We start from the raw sequence: 22,005 nt of genomic DNA, 5'->3' as shown, positions 1-22,005 counted from the left end.
CGTGGCCGCGGCTCACTCGGATGCCACCAGCCGGGCGATGGCCCGCTCCAGGCGCGCCATGCCCTCGGCGATGTCGGCCTCGGGGATCACCAGCGACGGCGCCATGCGCAGCACGTTGGGGCCGGCGACCAGCGCCATCAGGCCCTCGTCGATGGCCAGCGGCAGGATGTCCTTGGCGCGGCCCTCGTATTCGTCGGCCATCTCGGCGCCGATCAGCAGGCCCATGCCGCGAATTTCATTGAACACGCCGTGCTTGCGATTGATGGTCTCGAGGTGCTCGCGGAACAGGTCGTGGCGACGCTTGACGCCCTCCAGCACCTCGGGGGTGTCGATGTGCTCCACGGCAGCCAGGGCCACGGCGGAGGCCAGGGCATTGCCGCCGTAGGTGGAGCCGTGGGTACCGATGGCCATGGCCGGCGCGATACGGTCGGTGGTCAGCATGGCGCCCACCGGGAAGCCGCCGCCCAGCGACTTGGCACTGCTCAGGATGTCCGGGGTCACGCCGTACTGCATGTAGGCGAACAGCGTGCCGGAACGGCCCACGCCGGTCTGCACCTCGTCGAAGATCAGCAGGGCGTCGTGCTCGTCGCACAGCGCACGCAGGCCCTGCAGGAACTCGGGGTCGGCGGGCAGGATGCCGCCCTCGCCCTGCATCGGCTCGACCATCACCGCGCAGGTGTCGTCGCCCATCAGCTCGCGCACCGCCTCGAGGTCATTGAACTCGGCATGAATGATGCCGCCCGGCACCGGCCCGAACCCCTGGGCGTACTTGGGCTGGCCGCCGACGCTGACGGTGAAGAAGGTGCGGCCGTGGAACGACTGGCGGAAGGAGATGATCTTGTCCTTGTGCTCGCCATGGGTGTTGTAGGCCCAGCGGCGCGCCAGCTTCAGCGCGGCCTCGTTGGCCTCGCCCCCGGAGGAGCACAGGAAGACCTTGTCGGCGAAGGTCCGCTCGACCAGGGTACGCGCCAGCTCGAGTGCCGGCTCGTTGGTATAGACGTTGGAGAGGTGCCACAGCTTGTCGGCCTGCGCCTTGAGCGCGTTCACCAGCACCGGATGGCAGTGGCCCAGGGCGTTCACCGCGATGCCGCCGGCGAAGTCGATGTACTCACGACCTTCCTGATCCCACAAGCGGCTGCCCTCGCCGCGCACCGGGATGGTCTTCTGCGGCGAGTAGTTGGGCACCATGTACTGGTTGAAATCGCTGCGGGTCGGGGTGTGGGTCATGACGTTCTCCGTTGTCTCGAGCCGAACTCGTTCAGGATGAATCGGGGATCATTCGAGTATAGGGAGCCCCCTGCCGAGGGTCTTTCAGCAATGGGACGACGACTTGTGAAAAAGGCAGGCGCCCGTCGAGGCGGCTCACGGTGCGATCGGCTAAGGTGACGCCAGACCGAGGAGGCTTCTGGATGTTCAATACCACCGCCTGGAACCGGCTGCGCTACGACGCCTATGCCCCGATCTACGATGCCGTGGCCGAGAGCGCCTTCCGCCGCGCCCGGCAGGCCGCGCTCGGACAGGTGCACTGGCGCCCCGGCATGCGCGTGCTGCTGGTGGGTGCCGGCACCGGGCTCGACCTGCCCTGGCTGCCACGGGACATCGAACTGCACGCCACCGATCTCAGCCCGGCCATGGTCCGGCGCCTCGAACGGCGCGCCGAGGCGCTGCATCGCGACGTCCAGGCCGAGGTGATGGACGCCGAGGCCCTCGACTATCCCGAGGGCCACTTCGACGTGGTGGTGATGCACCTGATCCTGGCGGTGATGCCCGACCCGGCCCGCGGCCTCGCCGAGGCGCACCGGGTGCTGGCCGACAACGGCCAGCTGTGCGTGATGGACAAGTTCCAGGCCGACGCGCGTCCGGCCGGGCTCGGCCGACGCGCGCTGAACCTCGTCACCTCGGCCATCGCCACCGACATCACCCGCCAGGCGCGGCCGCTGCTGGACGACGCCGGCTTCGCCGTCGAGGCCGACCGGCCGGTGATGATGGGCACGCTGTTTCGCGCCCTGCTGGCGCAAAAGCACGGCTGACGATATCGAAGCCCTCAGCCCAGACGCTCTTCCCGGGGCGTGATGCCGAAGTGGTTGCGATAGGCGGTGGAGAAGTGCGCCGCCGAGGAAAAGCCGGTCTGCAGGGCGATCTCGCCGGCCGGGCGGTCGCTCTCGCGCAGCTGCTTGCGGGCCTGCTGGAGGCGCAGGTTGAGGTAGTAGCGGCTGGGCACCGCCTGCAGGTGCTTCTTGAACAGCCGCTCGAGCTGGCGCCGCGAGATGCCCAGGTGCTCGGCCAGCTCGTGGGTGGTCAGCGGCTCCTCGATGTTGGACTCCATCAGCGCCACGGCGTCGATCAGGCTCTGCGGGGCGTTGCCCAGCCGGGTGCGCAGCGGCACCTGCTGCGGCTCGTCACCCATGCGGATGCGCTCGAGCACGAAGTGCTCGGAGATGCGTTCGGCCAGCTCGGCGCCGTGCTGGCTGCCGATCAGCGTCATCATCATGTCCATGGCCGCGGTGCCGCCGCCGCAGGTCAGGCGGTCGCGGTCGATCTCGAACAGCTGCTGGGAGAGGCGCACCCGCGGGTAGTCGCGGGCGAAGGCCTCGAAGCGCGTCCAGGGCAGGGTCGCCCGGTAGCCCTCGAGCACGCCGGCCCGGGCCAGCACCTCGGTGCCGCCGCCGATGCCGCCCAGCACCACCCGGGCGGCGGCCAGGCGGCGCAGCCACTCGAGCAGCGCCTCGGGCACGCTGCCGGAGAGCGGCCCGGGGGCACAGACAAGCAGCATGTCGAGGGCCTGGTCGGGCTCGCCGGCCGAGGCCTCGGGCACCAGCGCCTGGCCGGCGGCGCTGGGCACCGGACGCGCGTCGATCGCATAGGTGGAGAGCCGGTAGAGGCTGCGCTCCGCCAGGCGATTGGCCACCACCAGCGGCTCGGTGGCGCAGGCCTGGGCGAGCAGGGAGAAGCCCGGCAGCACCACCACGCCCACGTGCCGGGACAGCGGCACGGCGGATGCAAGGGGTGAAGCGTCGGGCATGGGGGTTCTCTCGCGGGCGGAACAGAGCCCCATTCTAGGCCGAAGGCGCCGGGCGTAACAGCCGTGCGGACACGACGACGCCGGGCACAGGGCCCGGCGTCGCGCACGATGGAGGCTCAGTCGGCCAGGCCGATCACCAGCAGGCCGACGACGACCACCGCCACCACCACGATCAGCGCGGGCAGCAGCCAGGCCATGCCGCTGTCGGGCTCGCGGGCCTCGGGCTGCTCCACGTCCGGCTCGGGGTGGTCGTAGTCCTCGGGCTGGCTGACCTCGTGCAGGTGCTCCAGCTCCTCGTCCGGCGTCTTGCTTTCCCTGGTATCCATAGGCACCTCCCGGGCGCGTGGGTCGGGAAACGGGACGCCGGCACGCCGGGCCCCGTTACAGGTTCACGACATCGAAGTCCCGCTCGGTTTCCACGTCGGCGTCGTAGTCGACGTCGTCGCGCTCGAAGCCGAACAGCTTCAGGAACTCGTGCTTGTAGCCAGCATAGTCGGTGATGTCGAACAGGTTGTCGGTGGTCACCTGCGGCCACAGGTCCTTGCAGGCCTGCTGGACATCGTCGCGCAGCTCCCAGTCGTCGAGGCGCAGGCGGCCGGCCTCGTCGGTGTCGGCGCTGCCGCCCTGCCCTTGCGATGAATAGAGCCGTTCGCCGAACAGGCGGTTGAGCTGGTCGATGGTGCCCTCGTGCAGGCCCTGCTCCTTCATCACCTTGTAGACCATGGCGATGTAGAGCGGCATCACCGGGATGGCCGCGCTGGCCTGGGTGACCACGGACTTCAGCACCGCCACGTTGGCGCTGCCGCCCTGCTTGGCCAGGCGCTTGTCGATCTCGCCGGCGGCGCGATCGAGGTCTTCCTTGGCCTTGCCCAGGGCGCCGTGCCAGTAGATAGGCCAGGTGATCTCGGTGCCGATGTAGCTGAAGGCCACCGACTTGGCGCCTTCGGCCAGCACGCCGGCCTTGTCCAGGGCGTCGATCCACAGCTCCCAGTCCTCGCCGCCCATCACCGCGGTGGTGTCGTCGATCTCCTGCTGGGTCGCCGGCTCCACCTCGGCCTCGATGATGGCGTCCTTGTTGGTGTCGATGGCGGTGGCACGGTAGGTCTCGCCGATCGGCTTGAGGCTGGAGCGCTTCACTTCGCCGCTGTCCGGCAGCTTGCGCACCGGCGAGGCCAGCGAGTAGACCACCAGGTCGACCTGGCCCATGTCCTGCTTGATCAGCTCGATGGCCTGCTCGCGGGCCTCGTGGGAAAAGGCGTCGCCGTTGATGGACTTGCTGTACAGCCCTTCCTGCTTGGCGAACTTGTCGAAGGCCGCGGCGTTGTACCAGCCGGCGGTGCCCGGCTTCTTCTCGGTGCCCGGCTTCTCGAAGAACACGCCCAGGGTATCGGCGCCGTAGCCGAAGGCCGCGGTGATGCGCGCGGAGAGGCCGTAGCCGCTGGAGGCGCCGATCACCAGCACCTTCTTCGGCCCAGCGCTCTTGTCCAGGTTGCGGGCGCGGGTCGCCTCGATCTGCTCGAGCACGTTCTGCTCGCAGCCGACGGGGTGAGTGGTGGTGCAGATGAAACCGCGGACCTTGGGCTTGATGATCACGTTAGACCTCTTGGCGTTCGCAGCGGGGCGCCGGACAAGCGCCGCCCCGGTGAAAGGAAATTCGTACGTGGCGACATTCTAGCGGCCTCGCCCGGCGCTGTCCGCCCTTGAGCGCGGCCGCCGGCTGGGGCAGGATGCTCGCCATCCCCCCACCCTCAGGAGATCCCATGGACGCACAGACCCTCGTCGACACGCGCGGCGACCTCTGGTTGGCGCTGGCGCCACTGTGGCTGGAGCGGGAACCGCGGGAGACCGACTACGCGCGCATGATCGAGGAGATCGAGCGCCACGGTCTGAGCGAGCGCGAGCTGGAATGGGTATTCCGCCTGGAGCTGGCGCCGGTGCTGACCCGCCAGCAGATGTCGGTGGCCGGCGAATGGCGCGAGTTCGACGACTACCGGCTGATGAAGCGCCTGGTGGCCCACAACCTGCGGCTGACCGGCTGGCGACGCCGGACCTGGGCGCTGTTCTCGGGGCTGACCACCATGATGGCCCGCCATCGCTTCAACGAGCTGATGGAGCGGCTGATGATCGCCCGTGGCCGGGACGTGCCCTCCTGACGACTCAGGATTCGTCGAGCGCCTGCTCCAGCGCCTCGATCAATGTCGCCTCGCCGTCCCGCGGCGAGAAACGCCGGATCACCCGGCCGTCGCGCCCCACCAGGAACTTGGTGAAGTTCCACTTGATCATTCCCGTGCCCAGCACCCCCGGCGCCGCTCGCTTGAGCTCGACGAACAGCGGATGGGTGCCACCACCGTTGACCTTGACCTTCTCCATCAGCGGGAAGGTCACGCCATATTCCCGCTCGCCGAAGGCGCAGAAGGCCTGGGCCGATTCCGGCGACTGGTGGGCGAACTGGTTGCAGGGAAAGGCCAGCACGGTGAAGCCGCGATCGCGGTAGCGGCGATAGAGCCGCTCGAGGTCGCGCAGCTGGGGGGTGAAGCCGCATTTGCTCGCCACGTTGACGATCAGCAGTACCTGGCCGCGCAGGGCGCGCAGGTTGAAGGGCTCGCCATGGGAAGTGTGGCAATCGTGATCATGGATGCTCATGGCGCGTGCTCGCAGTCTGATCCTCCACGATGCCACGCCGCATGGCGGGACGCCAGTCCCGGCGCGACCGTGCCAGCACGACGTCAGAGCGATGCCGGATAACGTGCGAGCGGCCGATTCACGCGCCCGCCTCCAGCCGCCCGCGCTGCCACAGGGTCTCCACCGCCTGGCGGGTATCCGACGTCACGCCATCCAGCGCCAGCGCCTCTTCGGGCGAACACCAGAAGGCATCGGCGACCTCCTCGGCCTGCAGCGTGAGCGGCCCGTCGTAGTCGACCAGATAGGCGCTGCCGAAGATGTGGTGGCCATCGGCGTCATACACGAACTCCAGCACGTGACGCAGCGGCTCGCCGATGATGCCCAGCTCCTCGGCCAGCTCGCGCCGCGCGGCCTGGTGTACCGATTCCCCGGCCCCGACCACGCCGCCGGCGGCCAGGTCGAGACCGCCCGGGAACACCTCCTTGGTCAGGGTGCGACGCTGCACGCACAGCTCGCCGGCGGCGTTGCGCACCACGATGTAGGTGGCGCGATGCCAGTAGCGATAGCGGCGCATGGTGGCCCGGGAAGCACTGCCGCAGGGCCGGTTGTGGGCGTCCACCAGCTGGATGCTCTCATCGGCGATGCGGGGGGCAGGCAGCGGCGCGGGCGCCAGGGCGTCGTCGGTCATCGTGGCTCTCCGATGAAATGCCTTCAGCCTACTCAGTCAGGCCCCGAGCGTCACGCGTCATCGCCTCGCCGGCTTTGACCGGCCCGCCGGCAGCCGCCATGCTCAGGAGAGACCGCTGGCCGGAGGTCCGCCATGCACGATCACGCGCCCCGCGACCGGCTGGCCACCCACACGGTGGCCAACCAGCCGCCCCCGCCCGAGGACCGCGACGCCCTCGTCGACGACATTCCGCTCCAGGAGGCGCTGGCGCGGGAGGCACCGGACTGGGTCGCCCGCCGACTGGCCTCGCTGGGCCGTGAGGTCGGCAGCCGGCGCGTGCAGGCACTGGGCGAGGCGGCGAATCACCACCCGCCCGAACTCAGGCTGTTCGACCGGCACGGCCGGCGCCTGGACGAGGTCGTCTATCATCCCGCCTATCACGAACTGATGCACCTGGCGATGGACCACGGCTGGCACGCCGTGGCCTGGCAGGAGGAGGGCCGCGGCGGGCACCAGGCCCACGTCGCCGCCCTCTATCTGCTGACCCAGGCCGAGCCGGGCTTCTGCTGCCCGGTAACCATGACCCACGCCGCCCTGCCGGCGCTGCGCGCCTCGCCCGAGGCCATGACCGAGTGGGCGCCGAAGCTGCTGGCCTGGGACTACGATCCTCGCCCGCTGCCCGCGGAGCAGAAGAGCGCCCTGACCTTCGGCATGGCGATGACCGAGAAACAGGGCGGCAGCGACGTGCGTGCCAATACCACCCGGGCACAATCCACCGGCGACGGCTGGCGGCTGACCGGCCACAAGTGGTTCTGCAGCGCGCCCATGTCCGACGCCTTCCTGACCCTGGCCCAGACCGACGAGGGTCTCGGCTGCTTCCTGGTGCCGCGTTTCGCCCCGGACGGCACGCGCAATCCCATCGAGCTGCAGCGCCTCAAGGACAAGTGCGGCAACCGTGCCAACGCCTCGGCGGAGATCGAGTACCGCGACGCCTGGGCCCGGCCGCTGGGCGAGCCCGACCGCGGCGTGGCGACCATCCTGTCGATGGTGCAGCAGACCCGGCTGGATGCTGCCACCGCACCGGTGGCGATGATGCGCCAGGGGCTCGTCGAGGCCTGGCGCTTCGTGCGCCATCGCCAGGCCTTCGGGCGGCGGCTGGCGGAACAGCCCCTGATGCGCACGCTGATCGCCGACATGAGCCTGGAGGTGGAAGCCGGCGTGGCGCTGACGCTGCGCACCGCCCGGGCCTTCGACGGGGCCGCGCGAGGCGACGACCACGAACGCGCCCTGGCCCGGCTGCTGCCGGCGCTGGCCAAGTACTGGCACAACAAGCGCGCGCCGGGCTTCCTGGCCGAGGCCATGGAGTGCCTCGGCGGCATCGGCTACGTGGAGGAAACGCCGCTGGCGCGGCTCTACCGCGAGGCGCCGGTCAACTCGATCTGGGAGGGCTCCGGCAACGTGATCTGCCTGGACGTGCTGCGCGTGCTCGGCCGTCATCCCGAGGCGCTGGCCGCGCTGCGCGTGGAGTGGGATGCGGTGAAGGGCGAGTCCGCCGAGCTCGACCGCGCCCAGGCCGGACTGGAGGGCCTGATGAACGAGCCGCCCGAGACGCTCGAGCCACGCGCCCGCTGGCTGACCCAGCGCCTCGCCCAGTGCCTGCAAGCCGCACTGCTGCTGCGCCATGCCCCACCGGCGGTGAGCCACAGCTTCTGCCGTAGCCGGCTGGGCGAGCATGCCGGCGGCGCCTACGGGGTGCTGCCCCCCGATGCGCCGCTGGACGAGATTCTCGCCCGCCTGCCGAACTGAGGCCGGCGAGCGAAATCGAGCGGGCTAGAGGATCGGCCCGGACACCACCCGCAGCGCCAGGGCCAGCAGCAGCAGCCCGGTGATGCGGTTGATCCAGTGCGCCCGGGCCTGCAGCCAGGGCAGCACCCGCGAATGGGAGAGACCGACGGCCACCAGCACGTACCAGCCGCCGTCGATGATCACCGCCGTGAGCACGATGATCGCCCGGGCCGCCAGGCTCATGTCCGGGGTCACGAACTGGCTGAGCAGGGCCACGAAGAAGAGGATCAGCTTGGGATTGGCAAGCGCCACCAGCATGCCGTCGCGGGCGGCCTGGCCTCGGGTGGTGGCGACCGCCTGGGCGTTCACCGCCCCACCGCGGCCGGCGCGCAGCGCCTTGATGCCCAGCCAGGCAAGGTAGGCCGCCCCGCCCCAGGTGACCGCCTGGAACAGCGTCGGGAAGCGCACGATCAGCTCGCCCAGCCCCCACACGGTGAGCAGCGCGTAGAGCCCCACCCCCAGCGCGTGCGAGATCGCCGCCGCGATGCCCGGCACGCGCCCACCGCCCAGGGTATGACGCAGCACCATGGCCAGGCTCGGCCCCGGCGACATCGCGCCCATGGCACAGATCGCGGCCAGCGACATCCATAACGAAAACGGCATGACGGTCTCCTTGAGTCGATGATGGGGCGGCGACGCCTCCGCCCAGCAGGGCCTCCCTGGCCTCGCCCGGCTTCCCCGGCGAGGCGGGTAAGGACGGGCCGGACATCATACGATATCGTGTCGTGGGTTGCCCGGCAGGGCGCCCCTCCCCGACCCGAACGCCAAGGACCGCATGAGCGACGACGCCCAGCAAGCTCCGCCCCAGGACAGGCCCAACAGCCTGACCACGCTGATCACCCAGGTACAGCAGGCCGGGCGGCAACGAGACGACGTGAGCCTGGAGGCGATCCTCGACACGGCGGGCCGGCGCAGCTTCGCGCCCTTACTGCTGATCGCGGGGCTCATCACCCTGGCCCCGCTGATCGGCGACATCCCCGGGGTGCCCACCCTGATGGCCAGCCTGGTGGTGCTGGTGGCGGCCCAGCTGCTGATGGGCCGCAAGCACTTCTGGCTGCCACGCTTCCTGCTTGAGCGGCGGGTCTCCCGGGCACGCTTCGTGCGGGTCACCGACGGACTGTTGCGCCCCGCCCGCTGGGTTGATCGCATCCTGCAGGCGCGGCTGGTCTGGCTCACCCGCGCTCCGGCCCACCTGCCGGTAGCCCTGACCTGCCTGCTGATCGGGCTGGCCATGCCGCCGATGGAACTGGTGCCCTTCTCCGCCAACGGCGGCGGCCTGGCGTTGACGCTCTTCGGCCTGGCGCTGCTCGCCGAAGACGGCCTGATGGTACTGGCGGCCTATCTGCTGACCGGCACGACCCTGGCCCTGGTGATCATCGGCCTCGCCTGACACCGCGACCCCGGAGCCCGCGATGCCAAGACCCGATTCACGACTGGCGCGGACCGTCGCCCTGGCCGCGGGCGCCGGCTACACCGCCAAGGGCATCGTCTACCTGCTGGTGGGCGGCCTTGCCTTCCTGGCGGCGATCGGCCTGGGTGGCGACAATGTCGGCACCAAGGAGGCCCTGTTCGGCCTGGCCCGCCAACCGTTCGGCGACCTGATGATCACCGGGCTCGGAGGCGGACTCGCCGCCTATGCCGCCTGGCGTCTGCTCCAGGCCCTGCTGGACACCGAGGACGTCGGGCACGGCCTCAAGGGGCTGGTCACCCGATTGGGCTTTCTGATCAGCGGGCTCATCCACGCCAGCCTCAGCGTCTACTGCCTCGACCTGCTGCGCGACGCCGCCGAGGCCACGAACAACGGCACGGCCAGCGACCATACCGCCCAGGTGATGGGCCATCAGGGCGGGCTCTACGTGATCTTCGCCGTCGGCCTGGTATTCATCGCCATCGGCCTGCGGCAGCTGTGGCGAGCCATGCGGCAGACCTACCTCAAGAACTGGTATCGCCAGGACCTGGGACCGCTGCAGCGGCGGCTGGCCGACATCGTCACCCGCTGGGGGCTCTGCGCCCGCGGCCTGGTGTTCCAGATGATCGGCCTGTTCCTGTGCCTCGCGGCCTGGCGCACCGACCCGAGCGAGGCTCAGGGCCTCGGCGGCGCACTCAACGTGCTGGCCGCCCAGCCCTTCGGCCCCTGGCTGCTCGGTGCGGTCGCCCTGGGACTGGCGAGCTACGGCCTCTACTGCCTGATCAACGCCGCCATTCGCGATACCAGCCTCGACTGATGCCCCAACCGGCGCGGCCATCACCCACCGCCACGAGCCGTTGTCGACCGATAAAAAAACAGCGGCCCAACAAGAGGCCGCTGCCAAAACAGGGAATGTGTCGTGCAGGAAATAACGACACCCCATGATTATCCATCGATAGTCAGCGAACGATGTTCCAGTAAGGGCTAATGAAAAGGGTCATATCTGAGCTTAAACAAGTGTTGTATACGAGCGTTCATCGTCAGGAAAAACAATAACGTAGACAAAACCCACCCGCATCGTTTCGACACCAGGAAAACAACTGATTCAGGTCAATGAAGTGTCTTTTCCGATGAATCGATTCAATGAAAATCGCGGCGTTTTCGCTCGATGAAATACCTACTACACGGAAAGAAATGCAGGACCAAAAAAAGCCGCCCTGAGGAGGCGGCGAGAGACCGTGACTAGCAATGAGGAGAAGCCGACAACCGCTGACCCTAGCGGCCGTCAGCCGTGGCGGTTCATCAACGCCACGTCCTCAACGTAAGCGTTCCTCGCTCGCCCGTCAATGCAAATGCGAATATTTTTTATCTTTAGGCGTAACGCCATCCTCCGGGCCAGGCCTCCGGGCATAAAAAACGCGGCCGGAGAGGGCCGCGAAGGATACGGGGATGTGTCGGGCTGAGGGATGCCGACACCCTTCCAATATGCACACGCCACGGGAGGCGCAGTGAATCAATGAAAACTGATAAATGAACGCTGCTTGGGCTTTCGACGGACACAAGAGCCGGGACGCGGGGCAGTAAGGGCGCACAGGACAACGAGCACGACGAGGCGATGACCGGCGTGGACACCTTGTGGGTACTTGAAAGTTATCTAATTCAGAACAAGCACGAGGAGGGAAGTAAGTGCTTGATTTGGTGGTACCGGTGGTCGGACTCGAACCGACAAGGGCTTGCACCCGGCGGATTTTGAATCCGCTGCGTCTACCAATTCCGCCACACCGGCAACGGCGCTGCATTATACGTGGGCCGGGCGGGAGGTCAATCGCGCCCCCTGACTTCACGGCGGCGACAGGGTATCCTAGGCGGCTTGCCAATGGCTCGGCCGAGCCGCCCTTCTCATCCCACCATCCGGACGTTTCACCCCATGCAGCGCGCCGATTTCCACTATGAGCTCCCCGAGGCGCTGATCGCCCGCTATCCCTCCGAGCAACGCAGCGACTGCCGGCTGCTGTGCGTCGACGGCGAGAGCGGCTCGCTCGCGCACCGCCGCTTCCCCGACCTGCTCGAGACCCTCGATCCGGGCGACCTGCTGGTGTTCAACGACACCCGGGTGATCCCGGCCCGACTGCACGGCCACAAGGCCAGCGGCGGGCGCGTCGAGATGCTGCTGGAGCGCCCGCTGGACGCCCATCGCGGCCTGGCCCACCTGCGCTCGAGCAAGTCGCCCAAACCCGGCACCGAGATTGCGTTCGAGGGCGGCATCCGCGCCGTGGTCGAGGGCCGCCGCGAGGCGCTGTTCGAGCTGCGATTCCTCGGCGAGACGCCGCTGGTGGAGCTGCTGGAGCAGCACGGCCACATGCCGCTGCCGCCCTACATCACCCGCGAGGACGAGCTCTCCGACCGCGAGCGCTACCAGACCGTCTACGCCCGCCGCGAGGGCGCGGTGGCCGCCCCCACCGCGGGGCTGCACTTCGACGAGCCGCTGCTCGAGGCCCTGGCCGAGAAGGGCGTGGAAAGCGCCTTCGTCACCCTGCACGTGGGCGCCGGCACCTTCCAGCCGGTGCGCGCCGACGACATCCGCGACCACGAGATGCACAGCGAGTGGATCGAGGTCTCCGAGGCGGTCTGCGAGCAGGTGCGCGCCGCCCGCGCCCGGGGCAACCGCGTCATCGCGGTGGGCACCACCAGCGTGCGCTGCCTGGAATCGGCCTGCCTGAAGAGCGACGACGGCGAGATCGCGCCCTACAGCGGCGAAACCGACATCTTCATCTATCCCGGCTACGACTGGCGGGTGGTCGACGCCCTGATCACCAACTTCCACCTGCCGGAGTCGACCCTGCTGATGCTGGTGTCCTCCTTCGCCGGCTATGAGACGGTGATGGCCGCCTACCGCGAGGCGGTGCACGAAGAGTACGCCTTCTTCAGCTACGGCGACGCCATGTTCCTGACGCGCGCCCGCTGACCCGAGCCTGCCGGCCCTCCATACGGCCGACCGCTTCGACGAATTTCGAGAGACCCCATGCGAGACGAATGCTTCATGAACTTCGAGCACCTGGCCAGTGATGGCCGGGCGCGCCGCGGCCGCCTCAGCTTCCCGCGAGGCACCGTGGAAACGCCGGCCTTCATGCCGGTGGGCACCTACGGCACCGTCAAGGGCATGACGCCCGAGGCGGTCAAGGAGATCGGCGCCGAGATCATCCTCGGCAACACCTTCCACCTGTGGCTGCGCCCGGGCACCGAGGTCATCGAGGCGCACGGCGACCTGCACGACTTCGCCCAGTGGGACAAGCCGATCCTCACCGACTCCGGCGGCTTCCAGGTGTTCTCGCTCGGCGAGATGCGCAAGATCACCGAGCAGGGCGTGCACTTCCGCTCGCCGGTGGACGGCTCCAAGGTGTTCATGGGCCCCGAGGAATCGATGGCCGTGCAGCGCTCGCTGGGCTCGGACATCGTGATGATCTTCGACGAGTGCACGCCCTACCCGGCCACCGAGGACGAGGCCCGGAAATCCATGGAGATGTCGCTGCGCTGGGCCCGGCGCTCCCGCGACGCCCACGGCGACTCGCCCTCGGCGCTGTTCGGCATCATCCAGGGCGGCATGTATCCCGAGCTGCGCGAGGCCTCGCTCGAGGGCCTCGAGAAGATCGGCTTCGACGGCTACGCCATCGGCGGCCTGTCGGTGGGCGAGCCCAAGGAAGAGATGATCAAGGTACTCGACTACCTGCCCGAATGGATGCCGGCCGACAAGCCGCGCTACCTGATGGGCGTGGGCAAGCCGGAGGACCTGGTGGAGGGCGTGCGCCGCGGCGTCGACATGTTCGACTGCGTGATGCCGACCCGCAACGCGCGCAACGGCCACCTGTTCACCGGCGAAGGCACGGTCAAGATCCGCAACGCCAAGCACCGCCACGACACCCGTCCGCTGGACGAGGCATGCGACTGCTACACCTGCCAGAACTTCTCCCGCGCCTACCTGCATCACCTCGACCGCTGCGGCGAGATGCTCGGCTCGATGCTCAATACCATCCACAATCTGCGCCATTACCAGCGCCTGATGGCTGGTTTGCGCGGTGCTATCGAAGCGGGTACATTGGCGAACTTCGTGGAAGGGTTCTACGCGCAGCGCGGTCTGCCGGTTCCCCCCGCTCCGAATTGATCGACGGCCGGCCCCCGTGGCCGGCCGTCGAGCGCCGCTGGAAGGCGTCTTGTTTCCCCGCGACTCAGGAGATCGTCGTACATGCTGGACTTCCTCATTTCCCCGGCCATGGCCCAGGACGCTGGCGCCGCTCCGGGCGGTGGCATCGCCCAGATCGTGATGCTGGTCGGCTTCGTGCTGATCTTCTACTTCCTGCTGTGGCGTCCGCAGGCCAAGCGGGCCAAGCAGCACAAGCAGCTGATCGCCGGCCTGTCCAAGGGTGACGAGATCGTCATCGGCGGCGGCATGATGGGCCGCATCACCAAGGTCAGCGAAGACAGCGAGTTCCTGTCCATGGAAATCGCCGAAGGCACCGAGGTCAGCGTCCAGAAGAACGCCGTGGCTTCCGTTCTGCCCAAGGGCACGCTCAAGTCCATCTGATCGGATGCCCCCGCGCCCGCACGCCTACCCGGCCGTGCGGGCTGCCCTGCGACCACCGAGGCGGGGCCCGGCCGACCGGCTCCGCCCGGTGCTCGTGATGGCGCAGCGTCCGTCCCATCATTAGCAACCTGAGGGCAGGGCCCCCATGCTCAATCGTTATCCCCTGTGGAAGTATCTGCTGATACTCCTCGTGCTCTCCGTCGGCCTGATCTACTCTCTCCCCAACCTCTTCCCCGAGGACCCGGCGGTACAGATCAGCAGCGACGGGGGCGACTTCAACCTCGACCAACGCCGCCTCGAGCAGCTCGAGAGCTCCCTCACCGACGCCGGCCTCGGCATCCAGTCCGTCGAACGCGACGCTGGCAGCGTGCTGATCCGTCTCGACAACGCCGACGACCAGATCCAGGCCCGCGACATGCTCAGCGAGCGCCTGGGCGACGACTACGTGGTGGCGCTGAACCTGGCCGAATCCACCCCGGGCTGGCTGGAATCGCTGGCTGCCTCCCCCATGACCCTGGGCCTGGACCTGCGCGGCGGCGTGCACTTCCTGCTCGAGGTCGACATGAAGGCGGCCCTGACCCAGCGCCTCGAGGTCAACGCCAGCGCCATGCGCGAGACCCTGCGCGACGAGCGGATCCGCTATCGCAATACCGAGGTCGAGGAACGCTCGATCCACATGGACTTCATGAACGAGGAAGATCGCGACGAGGCCCGCCGCCTGATCAGCCGCGACTTCCCCGAGTTCGAGTACAGTGACCTCGAGCGCGACCGCGGCGCCGGCCTGGCGATGACGCTGACCGACACCGCCGTGCAGGAGATCCAGGACTACGCGGTCAACCAGAACCTGACCACGCTGCGCAACCGCGTCAACGAGCTCGGCGTGGCCGAACCGCTGGTCCAGCGCCAGGGGCCGGCGCGCATCGTCGTCGAGCTGCCCGGCGTGCAGGACACCGCCGCGGCCAAGCGCATCGTCGGCGCCACCGCCAACCTGGAGTTCCGCCTCGAGGCGCGGCCGGACACCCCGGAGGCCGAGACCGAGACCTATGCCTTCCGCAACGCGGAACGCACTGCCACCCTGATGCGCGACGTCATCATCACCGGCGACAGCGTCTCGAACGCCAACCGCAGCTTCGACGAGAACGGCCGGCCCCAGGTCAACATCAACCTGGACGGCACCGGCGGCACCCTGATGAACCGCGCCACCCGCACCAACATCGGACGCAACATGGCGGTGCTGTTCATCGAGCACAAGACCCGCGAGCGCACGGTGATGGAGGACGGCGAGGAAACCGTCGTACGTTCGCCCTACACCGAGCGCAGCATCATCAGCCTGGCCACCATCCAGAGCGCGCTCGGCAACAGCTTCCGCATCACCGGACTCGACTCGCCCACCGAGGCGGCCGACCTGGCGCTGCTGCTGCGCTCAGGCTCCTTGGCCGCGCCGATCTACTTCGCCCAGGAGCGCACCATCGGGCCGAGCCTCGGCCAGAAGAACATCGAACGCGGCATCCTCTCGGTGCAGATCGGCCTGCTGCTGGTCGTGGCCTTCATGCTGATCCGCTACAAGGTGTTCGGGGTGATCGCCAACGTCGCGCTGGCCTTCAACCTGGTCATGCTGGTGGCGGCCATGTCGCTGCTCGGGGCCACGCTCACGCTGCCCGGCATCGCCGGTATCGTGCTGACGCTGGGCATGGCGGTGGATGCCAACGTGCTGATCTTCGAGCGCATACGCGAGGAGATGCGCGGCGGGCTCTCGGCCCAGCAGGCCATCCACGCCGGCTACGAGCGCGCCTTCACCTCGATCGTCGATGCCAACATCACCACCCTGCTGGTGGCGTTGATCCTGTTCTCGATCGGCACCGGCCCGGTCAAGGGCTTCGCCGTGACGCTGTCGCTGGGCATCCTGACCTCGCTGTTCACCTCATTGATGGTGACCCGCGCCATGGTCAACCTGTGCTACGGCGGCAAGCCCGTGAAGAAGCTCTGGATTTAGGAGAAGGCCATGCAATCGTTCATCAATCGACAGCTCGACTTCATGGGCAAACGCCGGCTGGCCTTCATCGCCTCCGGGGTGATGCTGCTGGTGTCGATCGTCGCCCTGCTGGTCAACGGGCTCAACCTGGGCCTGGACTTCACCGGCGGCACCCTGGTCGAGGTCCGCTACGCCACCGCGCCGGCGCTGGCCAGCGTGCGTGAGGCCCTGGAGGCCGCCGGCTTCCAGGACGTGGCGGTGCAGACCTTCGGCGCCTCCACCGAGGTGCTGATCCGCCTGCAGCAGGCCTTCGATGCCGGTGTCGGCGACCAGGTGGTCGACCTGCTGAACCAGGGCGGCGCCAGCGTCGACCTGGTGCGCGCCGAGTTCGTCGGCGCCCAGGTCGGCGACCAGCTCCGCGACCAGAGCGGCATGGGCATGCTGGTGGCGCTCGGCATCGTGATGCTCTACGTCGCCTTCCGCTTCCAGTACAAGTTCGCCCTCGGCGCCCTGCTGGCCCTCGTCCACGACGTGGTGATCGTGATCGGCGCCTTCGCCCTGTTCGGCTTCGAGTTCGACCTCACGGTGCTGGCCGCGGTGCTGGCGGTGATCGGCTACTCGCTCAACGACACCATCGTGGTCTACGACCGCATCCGCGAGAACATTCGCAAGTCGCGCATCGACGACATGCCGGCGATCTTCAACGAGGCGATCAACCAGACCCTGTCGCGGACCCTGGCCACCTCCGGCACCACCCTGCTGGTGCTGCTGGCGCTGCTGATCCTGGGCGGCGACATGATTCACTACTTCGCCGTCGCGCTGATCATCGGCATCGCCGTGGGTACCTTCTCGTCGATCTACGTGGCCGCGGCCCTGCTGCTGCCGCTGAAGCTCAGTCGCGAGGATCTGATCCCGGCCAGGAAGGAAGATCCGGAGGCCGAGGAGCTGCCCTGACGGCATTGCCTCACCATCCGTTCACGACACCCCGCTTCGGCGGGGTGTCGTCGTTCAGGGCGGCAACACTTCCCTCGTCCGCCTGGCGACGTCGACTTTAGGCGTCCCCGAAGCCGAAGACTTTCCCGCAAAGACGTGCCGAATCATCTTCTTAATGCTGCCGATAACCGTTTTAATATCAAAGAGCCGGAATCCATATATTAGACGCTATCCCAGGACGCTCCCTAGGCTTTGCCTGCTAAATAATAACGAGCGAGGAGCGCGCGATGACACAACGCAGACTCGGCATCGTCGAGAAAATCGGCTTCGGCATGGGCGATGCCGGCAACAACATGACCTTCGCCGCCGTGGTCATGTATCTCTCGTACTTCTACACCGACGTCTACGGCATCTCCCCGGCCGTGGTCGGCACGATCTTCCTCTCGATGCGCTTCGTGGATGCCATCACCGATCCCCTGATGGGCGCGCTCGCCGACCGCACCCGCAGCCGCTGGGGGCGTTTCCGGCCCTACCTGCTGTTCGTGCCGGTGCCGCTGGCCGTGGCCTGCGTGCTGATGTTCACCACTCCCGAGTGGTCCGGCACGGCCAAGATCGCCTACGCCTTCGCCACCTACTTCATCATGTCGCTGCTCTATACCGCGGTGAACATCCCCTACTGCGCGCTGGGGGGCGTGATCACCGACGATCACCGCGAGCGCGTGTCGTTCCAGTCCTGGCGCTTCATCCTGGTCGGCGTGGCCTACCTGATCCTCAACAGCGGCCTGATGCCGCTGGTCGAATGGATCGGCGGCGATGACGAGGCCAAGGGCTTCCAGTACAGCATGACCATCATGTCGGCGATCGGGCTCGGGATGTTCCTGTTCTGCTTCCTGACCGTGAGGGAACGCGTGCACCCGACGCCGACGCAACACGACCGGCTGACCGCCAAGCTCAAGGCCCTGGCCATGAACCTGAAGTGGCGGATCGTGCTGGGCGTGACCTTCCTGCAGGCGCTGCAGTTCTTCCTGCGGCAGGGGGCGGCGATCTACTTCGCCACCTACGTGCTGGGCTTCGGCACCCTGGGCATTTCGGCATTCATCACCAGCGGCGCGCTCGCCAGCATCGCCGGGACCGCGCTATCGCCTCGGCTGAGCCGGCGCATCAGCAAGCGCAAGGTGTTCCAGGCCAGCACCCTGGCCCTGATCGCGGCCTCCTGCCTGCTGTTCCTGGTGCCCGGCCAGTGGGCCATCGTGGCGAGCCTGCTCTTCGTGCTGGTCAGCTTCATGCACGGCGTCGGCGCCCCCATCTCCTGGGCGCTGATGGCCGACGCCGAGGACTACGGCGAGTGGAAGACCGGACAGCGCAACACCGGGGTCTCCTTCGCCGGCAACCTGTTCTTCCTCAAGATGGGGCTGGCGGTCTCGGGCGGGATGATCGGGTTCCTGCTGTCGTGGGGCGGCTATCAGGCCAATGTCGACCAGCAGAGCGACTCGGCGCTGCTGGTCATCAGCCTGCTGCTGACCTTGATCCCCGCCATCGTCTGCCTGCTGATGTTCTGGGCCACCTACCTGTTCGGCCTGAACGACGATGACATGGACGAGGTACGCGCCGCCCTCCAGCAGCGCCGACCCGATGACGGCACGCCGTCCCCGGCCGCCGATCCCGCCTCCGGCGAGGCTTCGGCCTACACCTGACGCCGACGCACTTCCGTGCCACACGGCTCCCTGAAACGCGAGACGCCACCCCGAGGGGTGGCGTCGTCGTGGCTGGACGGGCCTCTCGCGAGGCGTCGGCTCAGTCCTGGGTCACCGCCTCCCGGGCGCGGCGCACCGCGCCGGCCAGCGAGCGGGTCAGCTCGAGCACGCCGCGCGAGGCCTCGGCGGGGCTCTCGGCCGCGGCCACGGTGTCGGTCAGCGCCGAGCCGACCACCACCGCGTCGGCGAAGCGGGCGATGCGCTCGGCCTGCTCGGGGGTGCGGATGCCGAAGCCGACGCCGATCGGCAGGTCGGAGTGCACGCGGATGGCCTCGACCTCCTGCGCCACGCGCTCGGCGGATGGCGCGGCGGCGCCGGTCACGCCGGTGCTGGAGACGTAGTAGAGGAAGCCCGAGGTGTTCTCGAGCACCAGTGGCAGGCGCTTGGCGTCGGTGGTCGGGGTCGCCAGGCGGATGAAGTCGAGGCCGTGGGCCTGGGCCGGCAGGCACAGCTCGGCGTCGTGCTCCGGCGGCAGGTCGACCACGATCAGCCCGTCCACGCCGGCCTCGGCGGCCTCGGCGAGAAAGGCCTCGACGCCCATGCAGTAGATGGGGTTGTAGTAGCCCATCAGCACCACCGGGGTGGCGTCGTCGCGCTCGCGCAGGACACGCACCATGTCCAGGGTCCTGGCCATGGTCTGCCCGCCTTCCAGGGCGCGCAGGGTGGAGGCCTGGATGGAGGGGCCGTCCGCCATCGGGTCGGTGAACGGCATGCCCAGCTCGATCACGTCGGCGCCGGCCTCGGGCAGCGCCAGCAGGGTCTCGAGGCTGGTGTCGTAGTCGGGATCGCCGGCGCTGATGAAGGTGACGAGGCCGGCGCGGTCGGCGGCCTTGAGCTCGTCGAAGCGGCGCGCGATGCGGTCGTGGCGTTGGGTCATCGTCTCTCTCCTCATTGTGCCGGTGCGTCGGCGGCCAGCTCGTCGGCCAGGCGTTCGGTGACGGTGGTCATGTCCTTGTCGCCGCGCCCGCTCAGGTTCAGCACCATGACGTGATCCTCGGGCAGGGTCGGCGCCAGCTTGATCGCATGGGCGATGGCGTGGGACGACTCCAGCGCCGGGATGATGCCTTCCAGGCGGCACAGGGTCTTGAAGGCATCCAGCGCCTCGCCGTCGGTCACGGCGACGTACTCGGCGCGGCCGACCTCGTGCAACCAGGCGTGCTCGGGGCCGATGCCCGGATAGTCCAGACCCGCCGAGATCGAGTGCGCGTCGGTGATCTGGCCCTCGGCGGACTGCAGCAGGAAGGTGCGGTTGCCGTGCAGCACGCCGGGGCTGCCGCCCTGCAGGCTGGCGGCGTGCTTGCCGGTGTCCAGGCCTTCGCCGGCGGCTTCCACGCCGATCAGGCGCACGCGCTCGTCCTCGAGGAAGGGGTGGAACAGGCCCATGGCGTTGGAACCGCCGCCGATGCAGGCCACCAGCGAATCGGGCAGCCGCCCCTCCTTCTCGGCCAGCTGCTCGCGCACCTCCTGGCCGATCACAGACTGGAAGTCGCGCACCATGGCCGGATACGGGTGCGGGCCGGCCACGGTGCCGATGATGTAGAAGGTGTCCGCGACGTTGGTCACCCAGTCGCGCAGGGCGTCGTTCATCGCGTCCTTCAGGGTGCCGGTGCCGCTGGTCACCGGGATCACCTTGGCGCCCAGCAGCTTCATGCGCTGCACGTTGGGCTGCTGGCGGTCGATGTCGGTGCTGCCCATGTAGATGATGCATTCCATGCCGAAGCGGGCCGCCACGGTGGCGGTGGCCACGCCGTGCATGCCGGCGCCGGTCTCGGCGATGATGCGCTTCTTGCCCATGCGCCGGGCCAGCAGCACCTGGCCGATGCAGTTGTTGATCTTGTGCGCGCCGGTATGCATCAGGTCTTCGCGCTTGAGATAGATCCGCGCGCCGCCGAGCGCCTCGGTCAGCCGCTCGGCAAGATACAGCGGGCTCTCGCGGCCGATGTAGTCGCGGCGCAGCGCGTCGAGCTCGGCGTGGAAGTCCGGGTCCTGCTTGGCCGACTCGTAGGCTTCCTGCAGCTCGAGAATCAGCGGCATCAGGGTTTCGGCGACGAAGCGACCACCGAAGCGGCCGAAGAAGCCATCGGCATCGGGGGCGATCTCGGCGGTGGGGTGCGGCAGACCCATGGTGACGACTCCTGACGATCAGTGGGGAATGGCCACCACGATAAATCGCGCCGCCCCCTGTGATAAGCGATCATTGCTCGCTAATCTGTGAGAAAAGCTGACATGTCTGGAGCCCGCCTTGAGTGATCGACTGCCCTCGCTGAATGCCCTGCGCGCCTTCGACGAGACGGCCCGCACGCTGAGCGTCACGCGCGCCGCCGAGGCGCTTCACGTCACTCATGGCGCGGTCAGCCGCCAGCTCAGGCAGCTCGAGGAACAGCTCGGGGTGACGCTGTTCCGGCGTCAGGGCCGCGGCCTGGCGCTGACCCAGGAGGGCGAGCTGTTGCGTGCCTCGACCTCACAGGCCTTCGAGCGCCTCGGCCAGGCCTGCAGCCAGCTGCGCCGACGCGCCTCGGAGGCGCCGCTGGTGCTCGGCTGCCCCGGCAGCTTCCTGGCCCGCTGGTTCATCCCCCGACTGGATCGGCTGAAGGCCCAGTGCCCGGCGCTGAACCTGCACCTGACCGCCGACGACGAAGTCGCCGCCCGGCTCGGCACCGACGTCGACGCCGTGCTGCGCTTCGCCGAGCCGCCCTGGCCCGACGGGGTGCGGGTCGTCGAGCTGGCCCCGGAGCGCATGGGGCCGGTGCTGGCACCGGAACTGCTCGAGGACGCCAGCCCGGCCACCGCCCCTGCCGCGCTGACCACGCTGCCGATGCTGCATACCCAGTCGCGCCCCCAGGCCTGGTCGCAGTGGTTCGCGGCCCGGGGGCTGGACCCCGCGACGATGCGCCACGACCAGTCGTTCGAGCACCTGCACTACATGCTCGAGGCGGCGCTGGTAGGCCTGGGCGTGGCCATCGCGCCGTCCTACCTCGTGGAGGAAGACCTGCGCACGGGCCGGCTGGTCGCGCCCTGGGGCTTCATCGAGACGCCGGCCCGGCTCGGGCTGTGGCTGCCGGCGGGCGCCCCGCGGCGGGACATCGATCGACTGGTCGAGTGGCTCAAGCAGGAGCTGGCCCGCTCCAGCGGCTGACGCCTCGCGCCAGCCTCTCGCCTCCCCCCACACAGCAAAAAGCCCCCGGGGTCGCCGGGGGCTTCTC

21 protein-coding genes and 1 tRNA gene are annotated in these 22,005 nt (G+C 68.5%); 12 read left to right on the top strand and 10 right to left on the bottom strand.

Translation table 11 applies throughout. The annotated features are described in order from the left end of the window. Positions 1 to 12 precede the first annotated feature (12 nt). Positions 13 to 1,227, bottom strand: coding sequence for an aspartate aminotransferase family protein (locus tag CVH10_RS07570; RefSeq protein WP_106488257.1), 1,215 nt, complete (start codon positions 1,225 to 1,227; stop codon positions 13 to 15). 182 nt (positions 1,228 to 1,409) lie between these two features. Between CVH10_RS07570 and CVH10_RS07565 the strand changes: the two genes are divergently transcribed. After that, positions 1,410 to 2,030 carry a class I SAM-dependent methyltransferase gene (locus CVH10_RS07565; protein WP_106488256.1) on the top strand — a complete coding sequence of 207 codons (621 nt, stop codon included), beginning with the start codon at positions 1,410 to 1,412 and terminating at the stop codon, positions 2,028 to 2,030. A gap of 14 nt (positions 2,031 to 2,044) precedes the next feature. Here CVH10_RS07565 and CVH10_RS07560 read toward each other — a convergent pair whose 3' ends face one another. The 3 genes from CVH10_RS07560 to fabV all read right to left on the bottom strand — a co-directional run bounded on the left by CVH10_RS07560 (position 2,045) and on the right by fabV (position 4,615). After that, positions 2,045 to 3,022, bottom strand: a complete 978-nt coding sequence (locus tag CVH10_RS07560) for a GlxA family transcriptional regulator (RefSeq protein ID WP_181244370.1) — start codon at positions 3,020 to 3,022, stop codon at positions 2,045 to 2,047. Positions 3,023 to 3,138: 116 nt separating this feature from the next. Beyond that, a complete protein-coding gene (locus tag CVH10_RS07555) occupies positions 3,139 to 3,348 on the bottom strand; it encodes a hypothetical protein (protein ID WP_035593850.1) in 210 nt (69 codons plus the stop codon). Between the two features lie 55 nt (positions 3,349 to 3,403). After that, entirely contained in the window at positions 3,404 to 4,615 is a 1,212-nt protein-coding gene (gene fabV, locus CVH10_RS07550; protein ID WP_035593852.1) for an enoyl-ACP reductase FabV, read from the bottom strand. 167 nt (positions 4,616 to 4,782) lie between these two features. On the opposite strand from fabV, the gene CVH10_RS07545 reads away from it, so the two are divergent. Continuing rightward, complete coding sequence (locus tag CVH10_RS07545; protein ID WP_035593854.1) at positions 4,783 to 5,175, top strand: hypothetical protein; 393 nt, start codon at positions 4,783 to 4,785, stop codon at positions 5,173 to 5,175. A 4-nt stretch (positions 5,176 to 5,179) separates the two neighbouring features. Here CVH10_RS07545 and CVH10_RS07540 read toward each other — a convergent pair whose 3' ends face one another. Together CVH10_RS07540 and CVH10_RS07535 are read right to left on the bottom strand one after the other, a co-directional pair. Then, positions 5,180 to 5,665 (bottom strand): glutathione peroxidase, encoded by a 486-nt coding sequence (locus CVH10_RS07540; RefSeq protein ID WP_035593856.1) that lies wholly within the window; start codon positions 5,663 to 5,665, stop codon positions 5,180 to 5,182. 118 nt (positions 5,666 to 5,783) lie between these two features. After that, positions 5,784 to 6,332, bottom strand: coding sequence for an NUDIX hydrolase (locus CVH10_RS07535; RefSeq protein ID WP_106488255.1), 549 nt, complete (start codon positions 6,330 to 6,332; stop codon positions 5,784 to 5,786). Between the two features lie 132 nt (positions 6,333 to 6,464). Here CVH10_RS07535 and CVH10_RS07530 point away from each other — a divergent pair, with 132 nt between their 5' ends. Next, entirely contained in the window at positions 6,465 to 8,117 is a 1,653-nt protein-coding gene (locus tag CVH10_RS07530; RefSeq protein WP_106488254.1) for an acyl-CoA dehydrogenase family protein, read from the top strand. 24 nt (positions 8,118 to 8,141) lie between these two features. Here the strand turns inward: CVH10_RS07530 and CVH10_RS07525 are convergent, their stop codons facing one another. After that, a complete protein-coding gene (locus CVH10_RS07525) occupies positions 8,142 to 8,759 on the bottom strand; it encodes a LysE family translocator (protein WP_035593860.1) in 618 nt (205 codons plus the stop codon). A gap of 172 nt (positions 8,760 to 8,931) precedes the next feature. On the opposite strand from CVH10_RS07525, the gene CVH10_RS07520 reads away from it, so the two are divergent. Together CVH10_RS07520 and CVH10_RS07515 are read left to right on the top strand one after the other, a co-directional pair. Then, positions 8,932 to 9,546 (top strand): exopolysaccharide biosynthesis protein, encoded by a 615-nt coding sequence (locus CVH10_RS07520; RefSeq protein WP_106488253.1) that lies wholly within the window; start codon positions 8,932 to 8,934, stop codon positions 9,544 to 9,546. A gap of 22 nt (positions 9,547 to 9,568) precedes the next feature. Further along, positions 9,569 to 10,381, top strand: coding sequence for a DUF1206 domain-containing protein (locus CVH10_RS07515; RefSeq protein WP_035593865.1), 813 nt, complete (start codon positions 9,569 to 9,571; stop codon positions 10,379 to 10,381). A gap of 882 nt (positions 10,382 to 11,263) precedes the next feature. On the opposite strand, the gene CVH10_RS07510 is transcribed toward CVH10_RS07515, so the two are convergent. Beyond that, positions 11,264 to 11,350: transfer RNA gene (locus CVH10_RS07510), tRNA-Leu, on the bottom strand. 141 nt (positions 11,351 to 11,491) lie between these two features. Between CVH10_RS07510 and queA the strand changes: the two genes are divergently transcribed. The 6 genes from queA (at position 11,492) to CVH10_RS07480 (ending at position 18,742) form a co-directional block, all read left to right on the top strand. After that, a complete protein-coding gene (queA, locus tag CVH10_RS07505; protein WP_035593891.1) occupies positions 11,492 to 12,529 on the top strand; it encodes a tRNA preQ1(34) S-adenosylmethionine ribosyltransferase-isomerase QueA in 1,038 nt (345 codons plus the stop codon). A 75-nt stretch (positions 12,530 to 12,604) separates the two neighbouring features. Further along, the gene (tgt, locus tag CVH10_RS07500) at positions 12,605 to 13,723 is read left to right on the top strand and encodes a tRNA guanosine(34) transglycosylase Tgt (protein ID WP_200880065.1); all 1,119 of its coding nucleotides are present in this window, start codon (positions 12,605 to 12,607) and stop codon (positions 13,721 to 13,723) included. 81 nt (positions 13,724 to 13,804) lie between these two features. After that, complete coding sequence (gene yajC / locus CVH10_RS07495) at positions 13,805 to 14,143, top strand: preprotein translocase subunit YajC (protein WP_035593895.1); 339 nt, start codon at positions 13,805 to 13,807, stop codon at positions 14,141 to 14,143. A gap of 145 nt (positions 14,144 to 14,288) precedes the next feature. Next, positions 14,289 to 16,136 (top strand): protein translocase subunit SecD, encoded by a 1,848-nt coding sequence (gene secD / locus CVH10_RS07490; RefSeq protein ID WP_035593897.1) that lies wholly within the window; start codon positions 14,289 to 14,291, stop codon positions 16,134 to 16,136. A gap of 9 nt (positions 16,137 to 16,145) precedes the next feature. Beyond that, positions 16,146 to 17,069, top strand: a complete 924-nt coding sequence (gene secF, locus CVH10_RS07485) for a protein translocase subunit SecF (protein WP_035593899.1) — start codon at positions 16,146 to 16,148, stop codon at positions 17,067 to 17,069. Positions 17,070 to 17,335: 266 nt separating this feature from the next. Continuing rightward, a complete protein-coding gene (locus CVH10_RS07480; protein ID WP_106488252.1) occupies positions 17,336 to 18,742 on the top strand; it encodes an MFS transporter in 1,407 nt (468 codons plus the stop codon). A 100-nt stretch (positions 18,743 to 18,842) separates the two neighbouring features. Here CVH10_RS07480 and trpA read toward each other — a convergent pair whose 3' ends face one another. Both trpA and trpB read right to left on the bottom strand, forming a co-directional pair. Continuing rightward, positions 18,843 to 19,679 carry a tryptophan synthase subunit alpha gene (trpA, locus tag CVH10_RS07475; RefSeq protein ID WP_106488251.1) on the bottom strand — a complete coding sequence of 279 codons (837 nt, stop codon included), beginning with the start codon at positions 19,677 to 19,679 and terminating at the stop codon, positions 18,843 to 18,845. An 11-nt stretch (positions 19,680 to 19,690) separates the two neighbouring features. Beyond that, the gene (trpB, locus tag CVH10_RS07470) at positions 19,691 to 20,926 is read right to left on the bottom strand and encodes a tryptophan synthase subunit beta (RefSeq protein ID WP_106488250.1); all 1,236 of its coding nucleotides are present in this window, start codon (positions 20,924 to 20,926) and stop codon (positions 19,691 to 19,693) included. 118 nt (positions 20,927 to 21,044) lie between these two features. Between trpB and CVH10_RS07465 the strand changes: the two genes are divergently transcribed. Further along, positions 21,045 to 21,938, top strand: coding sequence for a LysR family transcriptional regulator (locus tag CVH10_RS07465; protein WP_106488249.1), 894 nt, complete (start codon positions 21,045 to 21,047; stop codon positions 21,936 to 21,938). The last annotated feature ends 67 nt before the right edge of the window (positions 21,939 to 22,005 follow it).

Source organism: Halomonas sp. ND22Bw (assembly GCF_003011945.1).
Lineage (GTDB): Bacteria > Pseudomonadota > Gammaproteobacteria > Pseudomonadales > Halomonadaceae > Halomonas > Halomonas halophila.
The sequence above is the reverse complement of the archived record's forward strand: the minus strand, read 5'-3'. Positions and strand labels throughout refer to the sequence as shown.

Coding starts and splice junctions, on each gene's coding strand:
- CVH10_RS07555 (WP_035593850.1), bottom strand. CDS start 3,348: ATGGATACCAGGGAAAGCAAGACGCCGGACGAGGAGCTGGAGCACCTG.
- CVH10_RS07565 (WP_106488256.1), top strand. CDS start 1,410: ATGTTCAATACCACCGCCTGGAACCGGCTGCGCTACGACGCCTATGCC.
- CVH10_RS07515 (WP_035593865.1), top strand. CDS start 9,569: ATGCCAAGACCCGATTCACGACTGGCGCGGACCGTCGCCCTGGCCGCG.
- CVH10_RS07540 (WP_035593856.1), bottom strand. CDS start 5,665: ATGAGCATCCATGATCACGATTGCCACACTTCCCATGGCGAGCCCTTC.
- CVH10_RS07520 (WP_106488253.1), top strand. CDS start 8,932: ATGAGCGACGACGCCCAGCAAGCTCCGCCCCAGGACAGGCCCAACAGC.
- trpA (WP_106488251.1), bottom strand. CDS start 19,679: ATGACCCAACGCCACGACCGCATCGCGCGCCGCTTCGACGAGCTCAAG.
- CVH10_RS07525 (WP_035593860.1), bottom strand. CDS start 8,759: ATGCCGTTTTCGTTATGGATGTCGCTGGCCGCGATCTGTGCCATGGGC.
- tgt (WP_200880065.1), top strand. CDS start 12,605: ATGAACTTCGAGCACCTGGCCAGTGATGGCCGGGCGCGCCGCGGCCGC.
- secF (WP_035593899.1), top strand. CDS start 16,146: ATGCAATCGTTCATCAATCGACAGCTCGACTTCATGGGCAAACGCCGG.
- secD (WP_035593897.1), top strand. CDS start 14,289: ATGCTCAATCGTTATCCCCTGTGGAAGTATCTGCTGATACTCCTCGTG.
- CVH10_RS07480 (WP_106488252.1), top strand. CDS start 17,336: ATGACACAACGCAGACTCGGCATCGTCGAGAAAATCGGCTTCGGCATG.
- CVH10_RS07560 (WP_181244370.1), bottom strand. CDS start 3,022: ATGCCCGACGCTTCACCCCTTGCATCCGCCGTGCCGCTGTCCCGGCAC.
- CVH10_RS07545 (WP_035593854.1), top strand. CDS start 4,783: ATGGACGCACAGACCCTCGTCGACACGCGCGGCGACCTCTGGTTGGCG.
- CVH10_RS07570 (WP_106488257.1), bottom strand. CDS start 1,227: ATGACCCACACCCCGACCCGCAGCGATTTCAACCAGTACATGGTGCCC.
- CVH10_RS07535 (WP_106488255.1), bottom strand. CDS start 6,332: ATGACCGACGACGCCCTGGCGCCCGCGCCGCTGCCTGCCCCCCGCATC.
- trpB (WP_106488250.1), bottom strand. CDS start 20,926: ATGGGTCTGCCGCACCCCACCGCCGAGATCGCCCCCGATGCCGATGGC.
- yajC (WP_035593895.1), top strand. CDS start 13,805: ATGCTGGACTTCCTCATTTCCCCGGCCATGGCCCAGGACGCTGGCGCC.
- CVH10_RS07530 (WP_106488254.1), top strand. CDS start 6,465: ATGCACGATCACGCGCCCCGCGACCGGCTGGCCACCCACACGGTGGCC.
- queA (WP_035593891.1), top strand. CDS start 11,492: ATGCAGCGCGCCGATTTCCACTATGAGCTCCCCGAGGCGCTGATCGCC.